Annotated in this window: 9 protein-coding genes and 2 pseudogenes; 10 read left to right on the forward strand and 1 reads right to left on the reverse strand. The window is 56.6% G+C overall.

What is annotated here, in order from left to right; genetic code table 11:
* Positions 1-355 precede the first annotated feature (355 nt).
* The 10 genes and pseudogenes from ACR0LL_RS20665 (at position 356) to ACR0LL_RS20710 (ending at position 9,754) form a co-directional block, all read left to right on the forward strand.
* A pseudogene (locus ACR0LL_RS20665) lies at positions 356-1,029 on the forward strand (IS6 family transposase).
* Positions 1,030-1,230: 201 nt separating this feature from the next.
* Positions 1,231-2,508 (forward strand): flavin-containing monooxygenase, encoded by a 1,278-nt coding sequence (locus ACR0LL_RS20670; protein WP_480589169.1) that lies wholly within the window; start codon positions 1,231-1,233, stop codon positions 2,506-2,508.
* A gap of 23 nt (positions 2,509-2,531) precedes the next feature.
* Complete coding sequence (locus ACR0LL_RS20675; protein ID WP_480560829.1) at positions 2,532-2,948, forward strand: RidA family protein; 417 nt, start codon at positions 2,532-2,534, stop codon at positions 2,946-2,948.
* Positions 2,949-3,030: 82 nt separating this feature from the next.
* Positions 3,031-3,705, forward strand: a complete 675-nt coding sequence (locus ACR0LL_RS20680; protein ID WP_480589171.1) for a DUF1028 domain-containing protein — start codon at positions 3,031-3,033, stop codon at positions 3,703-3,705.
* Positions 3,706-3,720: 15 nt separating this feature from the next.
* Positions 3,721-5,217, forward strand: a complete 1,497-nt coding sequence (locus ACR0LL_RS20685) for an aldehyde dehydrogenase (RefSeq protein ID WP_480589173.1) — start codon at positions 3,721-3,723, stop codon at positions 5,215-5,217.
* A 43-nt stretch (positions 5,218-5,260) separates the two neighbouring features.
* Positions 5,261-5,431 (forward strand): annotated as a pseudogene (locus tag ACR0LL_RS20690) (helix-turn-helix domain-containing protein); the annotation flags it as partial.
* Positions 5,432-5,446: 15 nt separating this feature from the next.
* Entirely contained in the window at positions 5,447-6,178 is a 732-nt protein-coding gene (locus tag ACR0LL_RS20695) for a LysR substrate-binding domain-containing protein (protein ID WP_480589183.1), read from the forward strand.
* 108 nt (positions 6,179-6,286) lie between these two features.
* Complete coding sequence (locus ACR0LL_RS20700) at positions 6,287-8,356, forward strand: oxidoreductase (RefSeq protein ID WP_480589175.1); 2,070 nt, start codon at positions 6,287-6,289, stop codon at positions 8,354-8,356.
* Position 8,357: 1 nt separating this feature from the next.
* Positions 8,358-9,506 carry an acetylornithine deacetylase gene (argE, locus tag ACR0LL_RS20705; RefSeq protein WP_480589177.1) on the forward strand — a complete coding sequence of 383 codons (1,149 nt, stop codon included), beginning with the start codon at positions 8,358-8,360 and terminating at the stop codon, positions 9,504-9,506.
* The gene (locus tag ACR0LL_RS20710) at positions 9,503-9,754 is read left to right on the forward strand and encodes a hypothetical protein (RefSeq protein WP_480589179.1); all 252 of its coding nucleotides are present in this window, start codon (positions 9,503-9,505) and stop codon (positions 9,752-9,754) included. Before argE ends, ACR0LL_RS20710 begins: the two co-directional genes overlap by 4 nt.
* Positions 9,755-9,781: 27 nt before the next feature.
* Here the strand turns inward: ACR0LL_RS20710 and ACR0LL_RS20715 are convergent.
* Positions 9,782-9,980 (reverse strand): hypothetical protein (locus ACR0LL_RS20715; RefSeq protein WP_480589181.1); only part of this gene is annotated, 199 nt, incomplete at its 5' end.

A 9,980-nucleotide genomic window follows, 5' to 3' on the forward strand; every position in this document is an offset into this window, starting at 1 on the left:
ATCAAAAGGCATCCTGGCCCGCACACAGGCCTGGCGCAGCAGGTAATCCACACAAAAACTCAATATCCCCGCAGATCACATATCTGCGGGGAGAGGTAGCCGCGGGGAATCGGACCAGTTTTTAAGGTGGATAGAATGATGAGAGAGACAACCCAGAATGGCTCGAGAAAGAATCGCTCTCGTGAATTCAAAGCCAAGGTCGCGCTTGAAGCGATCCGTGCGGAAATGACGCATGCTGAACTGTCGAAGACGTACGGTGGGTCGTGTCGCAAACTATTGGTCCGGATTGACGAGCATATATGCAGCGACGTTTGTTGTTTGCGTTTTGCTCTCCAACAAGTTTCCGCATGATTTCTTGATAGGCTGTCATTTTCCCAGGAATGCAAGCTTGTACGCAGATTTCTTCTACCTACGGTACACGGTTTCCTATCAGGGCCTTGAAGAGATCATGGCTGAACGCGGTATGTGAGCTGACCACGCCACATAGAATACGTAGATTGCGAAGTACTCGCCGATAGTTGCTGCTCGTACGCAATCAAAGAAGCGTCCAACTCAGAATTCCTGGCGTTTAGACGAAACCTATATTCGTGTGCGCGGGAATTGGAAGATCGCTATCGCGCAGGTGACAAAGCGGTAAACACCCTCGATTTCCTGCTTTCCGAACGGCGAAATCGTCCAGCAGCGACCAATTTCTTTGCTAAAGCACTGTCGTCAAACGAAATCCCAAACAAAATCGTAATCGACAAGAGCGGTGCCAATGCAGCGGGCATTCGAGAAATGAACAAAGTCCTTAATCGGTTCGGTTGCCCCGCCAAAGTACAGACGATCAGGTCAAAGCATATAAACAATATGATCGAGCAGGATCACAGATTCATCAAACGACGCATGCGGCACTTACGTGGGTTTAAGTCGTTCAGATCAGCTTCAGCCACACTGGATGGCATTGAGGTAGCCAACATGATCCGGAAGAATCAATTCGCCATTGATGCGACCTCTGGCTTTCGGATGTCTGCTGAGATCGCAGAATAGCTGCGTCTGGCATAACGCTGACTTTGGTCCATCGAAAAGTTTGCGACACAACCCAGTCGAAATGGGATCTGGTCTTAGCCATAGCCCAAGCAATGCTTAACGAGATCATATTTCTCAGAAGCGTCGTTGATTTCTAAGATTACAAAAAGGATGCGCCCATTTGGGTAGCGACCCTCGAAGTGCCTAATAGAGGATCTCGATATGACGATTGAAACGACGGATACGCTGGTTGTTGGCGGAGGACAGGCCGGTATCGCGGCGAGTGAGCATCTGAGCAACAACAATGTCCCGCATATCGTGCTGGAAAAGAACCGCACGGCCGAAGCGTGGCGCACTGGCCGCTGGGATGCGCTGGTGGCCAACGGCCCCGCTTGGCATGACCGCTTCCCGAACATGCTGTTTGACGGCAACGATCCTGATGAATTTGTAACCAAGGACCGGTTTGCTCAGTACCTGGTTGACTATGCTGCCATGATCAAGGCGCCGATCCGGGAAGGTGTCGAGGTGCTGGAAGCAACCCGCCAGCCCGGCAAGGGCGGTTTTCTGGTGAAAACCACCGCGGGTGAGATTGAATGCAACCGCATCGTTGCGGCCACCGGCGCGTTCCAGCATCCGGTTTTTCCGCCAATCGTACCAAGCTCTGAAGACATCGAACAGATCCACTCCTTCAACTACAAGAACCCTGAACAACTGGCCGATGGCGCCGTCATGGTTGTGGGCGCCGGGTCGTCCGGTGCACAGATCGCGGACGAATTGAATCGCGCGGGCCGCAAAGTGTTCCTGTCGGTTGGTCCGCATGATCGCCCGCCGCGTCGATACCGCGGCCGTGATTTCGTTTGGTGGTTAGGTGTTCTGGGCCTGTGGGACATGGCGGCACCTGCACCGGGGACTGAACACGTGACCATCTCAGTTAGCGGTGCCTATGGCGGGCGCACCATGGATTTCCGCCGTCTGGGCAACGAAGGCGTGACCCTGACTGGCCTGACAGAAAGCTATGCCGATGGTATTCTCAGCTTCAAGGGCGACCTGCGGGAAAACGTGGCCAAGGGCGACGCAAACTACATGGAAGTTCTGGACATGGCTGACGCATATGTCGCACGCACCGGTATCGACCTGCCGGAAGAGCCCGAAGCCCGCGCTGCACATCCCGATCCGGACAGCCTTGCAAACCCGCTGAACAGTATTAACCTGGCCGAAGAAGGCGTGAAAACGATCATCTGGGCAACCGGTTTCCGTCAGGATTTCAACTGGCTCAAGGAAGACGCCTTTGACGAGCGTGGCGCGCCGATCCACCAGCGTGGGGTTTCCAAGGCACCTGACGTCTATTTCCTGGGTCTGCCCTGGCAATCGCGTCGCGGTTCGTCTTTCCTCTGGGGTGTTTGGCATGACGCCAAATACGTGGCCGACCAGATTGCGATTCAATGCTCTTACGCCAAATATCAGGGCGAAGCTGCCATCATCGCTTCAGCCGCAGAATAAACCAACAAAAGCAGGACACCGAAATGGCGCACACACGCATTCGCAAATTCAACACGTCGGACACGTATCCCGAACAGAATCTGGACAACGACCTGTGTCAAGCTGTCGTCACCCAGGGTGGCAAAACCGTCTATCTGCGCGGTCAGTGCCCGCAGAACCTGGATGACGCCGTCAATATTGACAGCCATGACCCGGCCGAACAGACCCACAAGGTCATGCAAAACATCAAGCAGCTGATCGAAGAAGCCGGCGGCTCGATGGAACATCTGGTAAAGGTTGTCGTCTACATCACCGATGTCCGCCATCGCGAAGCGGTCTACCGCACCATGGGCGAGTATATCAAAGGTGTGCATCCCTGCTCGACCGGCCTTGTCGTGCAAGCTCTGGCACGGCCGGACTGGCTTGTCGAAATAGACGGAACCGCAGTTATTCCCGATTAACTTGGGATGACCGGGCCGCTCTGGCTCCTTTCTCCTCTTGCTCAGAGCGGCCCGGTTTGGAATTTCTTCACAGGAGTCGTTCATGACTTTTTCTCTGGTTGCGCGCTGTCCCGACACCGGAATGTTCGGGTTGGCGATTTCGTCGTCTTCACCGGCCGTCGCCGCCCGCTGCTCGTTCGCGCGTGCAGGTGTTGGCGCTGTTGCCTCGCAGAATGTCACCGATCCCAGCCTTGGCCCGCTCACGCTGGATCTGATGGAGCAGGGGTTGTCAGCAGCCGACGCGGTGGCAGAGGTCGTAAAGCGAGGTAAGTTCATCGAATACAGGCAAGTTCTGGCGGTTGACGCAAACGGGACGACAGCAATCCATTCGGGTCCAAACTCGTTGGGCATCTGGACACAGGCGCAGGCTGAAAATGTTGCATCTGGCGGAAATCTTCTGGCCAATGACACCGTGCCGCAGGCGATTGTCGATGGGTATCTTGCAGCATCGGGTCATATCGGTGATCGCCTAATCGCGGCCATGCGCGCGGCGCTGGCTGCAGGTGGCGAGGCTGGTCCGGTGCATTCCGCAGGCATGAAGATCGTTGACAAGGTCAGTTGGCCGGTGGCGGATCTGCGTTGCGACTGGACCGAAGACTGCCCGATCGAAAACATCGCCACCGCCTGGGACATCTACAAACCGCAGCTTGACGCCTATATCCAGCGCGCGCTTGATCCGCGCGAAGCACCTTCATACGGCGTGCCGGGCGACGAATAATCAGGGAGTATCCGAATGCCGGACCATTCACACGAAGACTGGAAGACCCGTGCCGCAAACCTGAAAATCAAGGGTCAGGCCTTTATCAACGGCAAATTCGTCGACGCCGCGTCAGGTAGGACATTTGATTGCATCAACCCGGCAACCGACGAAGTTCTGGCGCAGGTTGCCGAAGGGGACGCGGCTGACATCAACCGCGCCGTTGAAGTTGGCCGTGCTGCATTCGAAGACGGGCGTTGGTCGCGTATGGCCCCTGGTGGCCGTAAAGAAATATTGCTGAAACTGGCGAACCTGATCCGCACAAACCTGGAAGAGATGGCGCTGCTGGACAGTCTGGATATGGGCAAGCTGGTCAACGACGCCGTGACCATAGATGCCCCGGGATCGGCGCATTTCTTCCAGTGGTACGCCGAAGCCATCGACAAGATTTATGACGAGGTTGCGCCAACTGCGCCGGGTGATCTGGCGCTGGTCTCTCGTGTACCTTTGGGGGTTGTCGGCGCGGTGACGCCCTGGAACTTCCCGCTGGACATGGCAACCTGGAAAGGGGCCGCAGCGCTGGCTGCGGGCAACTCGGTCGTGTTGAAACCTGCCGAACAATCGCCCCTGTCGGCGTTGCGCCTTGCTGAGCTGGCGGCCGAAGCCGGTGTGCCCGACGGGGTCTTCAACGTGGTACCCGGTTTTGGCGCCACGGCTGGCCGCGCGCTGGGTCTTCATATGGATGTCGATTGCCTGGCCTTCACGGGCTCAACCGCGATCGGCAAGATGTTCATGCAATATTCCGGCCAGTCGAACCTGAAGCAGGTCTGGCCTGAAACCGGCGGCAAAAGCCCCAATCTGGTTTTCGCCGACTGCGAGGATCTGGATACGGCAGCCGACATGGCAGCATTTGGCATCTTTTTTAATCAGGGCGAAGTGTGCTCGGCCAACTCACGCCTGTATGTTGAACGCTCGATCAAGGACGCATTTGTCGAAAAACTGATCGCGCTCGCCACCAACATGCAGCCCGGCGACCCGCTGGACCCAGCGTCGAAAATGGGCGCAATCGTGGACAGAAAACAAACGCAGGGGATCATGCGGTTTGTCGAGGAAGGCAAAAAAACCGCCAATCTGGTTGCAGGTGGTGCGCAGGTGACAGTTGCGGGCAAAGGCAACTTTATCCAGCCGACAATCTTTGACGATGTTTCGCACGACAACCCGTTGGCCCGAGACGAGATCTTCGGCCCTGTCCTGTCAGTTATTCCGTTTGACTCAGAAGACGAAGCGGTGGCGATGGCCAACGACTCGATCTATGGCTTGGCGGCCTCGGTGTGGACGGATAACCTGAGCCGCGCGTGCCGGGTATCCGACAAGTTGATGGTGGGTACAGTGTCAGTAAACACTGTCGATGCCCTCTCGGCGCAGACGCCTTTCGGGGGTATGAAACAGTCAGGGTTTGGCCGGGACTTGTCCTTGCATTCTCTTGAAAAGTATACTGCTCTGAAAACGACGTGGATCAAATACAAGGCCTGATCCCGACCATCAAAGGGGCCCGCACTTGCCGATCAGATACACCTTGCGCCAGCTTGAATACTTCGTAGCGGTCGGCGAGGCAGGCTCAATCGCGGTTGCCTCTGAAAAGGTCAACGTATCGTCGCCGTCAATTTCGGCGGCGATTTCTCAGCTCGAGAAGGAATTTGGGCTACCCCTGTTCGTTCGGCAGCATGCACAGGGTTTATCATTGACCCAGGCCGGCCGGGCGATGCTTGACAAGGCACATACCGTTCTGCGCGAAGCGGAAGGTCTGATGGATTTGGCTGGCAATATCGCGGGGGTTGCGCGTGGTCCATTGAATGTCGGATGCCTGTCGACATTTGCTCAGCTGATCCTGCCCAGCATCCGGCGCAAGTTCGAGGATGCCTTCCCCGAGGTGCGCGTTCGTCAGTACGAATTGAACCAGGCCGATATATTCAGCAATATTCGCAGGGCCGAAATTGATATCGCGCTTACGTATAATCTGGATATTCCTGCCGACCTTCGCTTTGTCTCGCTGGCTGAATTACCGCCCTACGCAATGGTTTGCGAGGGCCATCCGCTTGCCAAGCACCCGTTTGTATCTGTTGAGATGCTGGCCGATTATCCGATGGTGCTGCTCGATCTGCCCTTCAGTGCCGATTATTTCCTGTCCTTCTTCCAGAAGATCGGCAAAAAGCCGTTCATTGCCGAGAAAACAAAGGATATGGCGGTCATGCGCAGTCTGGTTGCGAACGGGTACGGATTCGGGTTGGCCAATGTCAAACCCCTGAACAACTTATCGCCGGACGGAAAACCGCTGCGCACCATTCCCCTGTTGGGCGATGAGCGCCCGATGCGTCTTGGACTACTGATGGCCACAGATGCCGAGAACACGATTTCGGTCAAATCGTTTATCGCCTACTGTACTGACTTTATTAAGGAAAATGCCTTGCCGGGAATCGAAGGCAAAGTGAAGTAAGCGCACCGACAATTAGCCGAAACCTAACCGTTGATTTCGCAAGCCCAACTTTCGGGCGGTGCAATTACCTGTATCTTGCTTGACAAGTCAGGAGCGAAGGAGGCGAAATTGCGCGACCCACGTTACGATATCTTGTTTGAACCGGTGAAAATCGGGCCACTCACGGCAAAGAACCGGTTTTATCAGGTGCCGCACTGCAACGGTGGCGGGTATCGTGACCCGTCCGCTGCGGCTGAGATGCGCGGTATCAAGGCCGAAGGCGGTTGGGGTGTTATCTTCACCGAGCAGTGCGAAATGCATCACACATCGGAAATCACCCCGTTCATCGAACTGCGCCTGTGGGAAGATAAGGACATCCCGCAATTGCGCAAGATGTCCGAGAAAATGAAGACGCATGGCGCGCTCGCTGGTATCCAGCTGGCCTATTCCGGCATCAACGGTCCGAATCTCTACACCAAGGAAGTGCCGCTGGCCCCCTCGGCGCTTCCGATCCGGACCTTTACCAACGATCCGGTTCAGGCGCGCGCGCTGTCGAAATCCGATATCCGCGATCTGCGCCGTTGGTTTGTGAATGCGGCGAAACGCTCGAAAGAGGCAGGCTTTGATCTCATCAACTTGTACGGCGCTCACGGCTTTGGCATTTTCCAGCACTTCCTGAGCCGCGCCACCAACCAGCGTTCGGACGAATATGGCGGCAGCCTGGAAAACCGCGCGCGATTCAGCCAGGAAGTGATCGCTGATATCAAGGATGCTGTGGGCGACACGATGGGTATCGCCCTGCGCGTCAGTCTGGACGAAACCATTGGCGAACTTGGTTTCTCGAACGCCGAGGTGCGCGATTATATCGAGATGAACAAAGACCTGCCGGATCTTTGGGATCTGGCGCAAGGCACTTGGGAAGATTGCTCGGGCCCGTCACGGTTCAAGGATGAATCGGCGCAGGAAAACCTGGTTCGCGGCATTCAGGAACTGACCGACAAGCCAATTGTAGGCGTGGGCCGCTTTACCTCGGCCGATACGATGGTCAAGCAGATCAAATCCGGCGTTCTGACTATGATCGGCTGCGCGCGCCCCTCGATCGCCGACCCGTTCCTGCCGAAAAAGATCGAGGAAGGCCGGATCGACGATATCCGCGAATGTATTGGTTGCAACATCTGCATCACCGGCGACATGACCATGTCGATCAGCCGTTGCACCCAGAACCCCACGTTCATGGAAGAATGGCGCAAGGGCTGGCACCCTGAACGGATGAACCAGAAGGGCGATAGTGAAAACGTACTGGTCGTGGGCTCTGGTCCTGCCGGTCTGGAAGCGGCACGCGCCCTGGCCGAACGCGGTTACGACGTGGCGATTGCCGAAGCCACCACCGTTCTGGGTGGTCGCGTCGCGAAAGAGCGCAAGCTGCCGGGCCTCAGCGCCTGGGGCCGCGTTCTGGAATATCGGGAATACCAGATCAGCCAGAAGCCGAATGTCGAAACCTATTTCGAAAGTGAACTGGATGCCGAAAGCATTCTGGAGTTTGGCTTTCAGAACATCTGTCTGGCCACCGGCTCCACATGGCGTCGCGATGGTGTCGCGCGTCAGCACATTGTGCCGATGCCAATCGCCGAAGGGGCCAAGATCTATACCCCGGACGATCTGATGGACGGAACCATTCCCGAAGGCCGTGTCGTGGTTTACGATGACGACCACTATTACATGGGCGGCGTTCTGGCCGAATTGCTGGCCAAGAACGGGGCACTGGTTACGCTGGTGACGCCTTCGGCCTATGTCAGCGACTGGACCAACAACACGCTGGAACAGATCGCGATCCATCCGCGTCTGGTCGAGGCCGGTGTCGACATCGTGCTGAATCAGGGCATCACGGAAATCCATCCTAATCACGTCGTGTCGAATTGTACCTATACCGACCGCACCAGGCGGATCGAGGCGGATGCCGTGGTCATGGTCGCCTCGCGTGTGGGCAACGACCAGATTTTTGAAGACCTGATGGCCCGCAAAGGCGACTGGGCCGATGCGGGGATCAAGACCGTCAAACTGATCGGTGATGCCAATGCGCCAGGGCCCATTGCCTGGGCGACATATGCAGGTCACCGCTATGCGCGTGAACTCGATACGCCGGATATCGGGGATGATTTGCCGTTTCGCCGTGAAATCACGGAACTGGCTGTCGACTGATATGACGCAGACCCTGGATATTCTTGATCGGCTTGTCGGGTTTGACACGGTCAGCGCCAAATCCAACCTCGAACTGATCGATTATGTCACTGACTATCTGGCGGCGCGTGGGTTTTCCGTGCGCCGCATTGATGATCCAACCGGCACCAAGGCGGGAATTTACGCGGAAACCGGCCCGGTGGGTCCGGGCGTGTTGTTGTCCGCCCATACCGATGTCGTACCGGTCGAGGGCCAGCCCTGGACTCGTGATCCGTTCCACCTGACCCGTGAGGGTGACAAGGTTTACGGGCGAGGCACCACCGACATGAAGGGCTATGTCGCGTCGATACTGGCGCTGGCGGACCGCGCGACCCAGGTCAAACTGGGCGAACCTTTGAAAATCGTGCTGTCCTATGACGAAGAGGTGGGCTGCGTTGGCATTCAGCATATGCTGGACCAACTCAAGCCAATGATCGGCCGACCGCGCGCCTGTTTCGTGGGTGAGCCGACAGAAATGCAGGTGGCGGTTGGCCACAAGGGCAAGGCGGCCTTGCGCGCCACCTGCTATGGGCAAAACGGCCATTCCGCGCTGGCACCCCGGTTTGTCAACGCGTTGCATCTTGCATCTGATTTCCTGGCCGAATTGCGCGCGCTTCAGGATGATTTCGCCTTTAACGGCGCGCGCGACGCAGCTTATGCCATCCCCTATACGACGGTTCATGTTGGCAAACTCTCGGGGGGAATGGCGTTGAACATTGTTCCTGATCGGGCGGAGCTGACATTCGAATACCGCCACTTGGCTGTTGATCGCGCCGAGGACCTGTTCGACCGCATTCAACAAGCAGCGGATCGTGTGGCGAGACCCTATCATGCGGCTTGGCGCGGGGCTCGGATCGACGTTGAACAGTACAACGCCTATCCCGGACTAGACGTCAGGGACGACGATCCGGTGGTTACCTATGCCCGAAAACTAGCACAACGCACCACCACCACCAAAGTTGCCTTTGGGACAGAGGCGGGGTTCTTTGAGAAGCTTGGCGTTCCAACCGTGGTGTGCGGACCGGGCTCGATGGAAGGTCAGGGGCACAAGCCCGACGAATACCTGTCGCTTCAGCAATTGGCTGAATGTGATGCGATGATGGAGCGTATTTTGAACGACCTGATAACATGAGGACCAATGCACGTCTTATAACCCCCTATCTTCAGAACATGAAACGAGATGCATTGGATTTGTGGGGCAGCCCTGAATCAATTGGTTCGGAGACGATTGAGGGCGAGATCAAATGCGCAGGCAGTTTCGACATAAGTAATCCGGACGCGCCTGTGTTCGGTGGCCAATATAGTGCTACGCGCGGCAAGTACCGGGTCACTTACAGGTTCCACGAACATGCCACTTTGCTAGATGGTGAAGTGGCCTGACCAATGAGGCGCCGGCGAAACCGTAATCTATGGGCCGGGCGACAGCTGGATCATCGAAAAGGACATGCCGGTTGTGTGGGCATCCGCACGGACGAGGCGCGCAAATCCTACATCGCCGTTACCGTAGACGTTTAAGCCCCTCAGCGCATAGGGAGATTGCTTTGAAGCTTGAGGTGGCTTTGAGGGGATTGAATTGAAAAAGGCCCGCTTGGTTGCGGGCCTTTGG

The sequence above is a fragment of the Ruegeria sp. AI2 genome (genome assembly GCF_056541275.1).

Excerpts from the sequence above, each read along its gene's own strand:
- ACR0LL_RS20670 (WP_480589169.1), top strand. The coding sequence starts at position 1,231 with ATGACGATTGAAACGACGGATACGCTGGTTGTTGGCGGAGGACAGGCC.
- ACR0LL_RS20675 (WP_480560829.1), top strand. The coding sequence starts at position 2,532 with ATGGCGCACACACGCATTCGCAAATTCAACACGTCGGACACGTATCCC.
- ACR0LL_RS20680 (WP_480589171.1), top strand. The coding sequence starts at position 3,031 with ATGACTTTTTCTCTGGTTGCGCGCTGTCCCGACACCGGAATGTTCGGG.
- ACR0LL_RS20685 (WP_480589173.1), top strand. The coding sequence starts at position 3,721 with ATGCCGGACCATTCACACGAAGACTGGAAGACCCGTGCCGCAAACCTG.
- ACR0LL_RS20695 (WP_480589183.1), top strand. The coding sequence starts at position 5,447 with ATGCTTGACAAGGCACATACCGTTCTGCGCGAAGCGGAAGGTCTGATG.
- argE (WP_480589177.1), top strand. The coding sequence starts at position 8,358 with ATGACGCAGACCCTGGATATTCTTGATCGGCTTGTCGGGTTTGACACG.
- ACR0LL_RS20710 (WP_480589179.1), top strand. The coding sequence starts at position 9,503 with ATGAGGACCAATGCACGTCTTATAACCCCCTATCTTCAGAACATGAAA.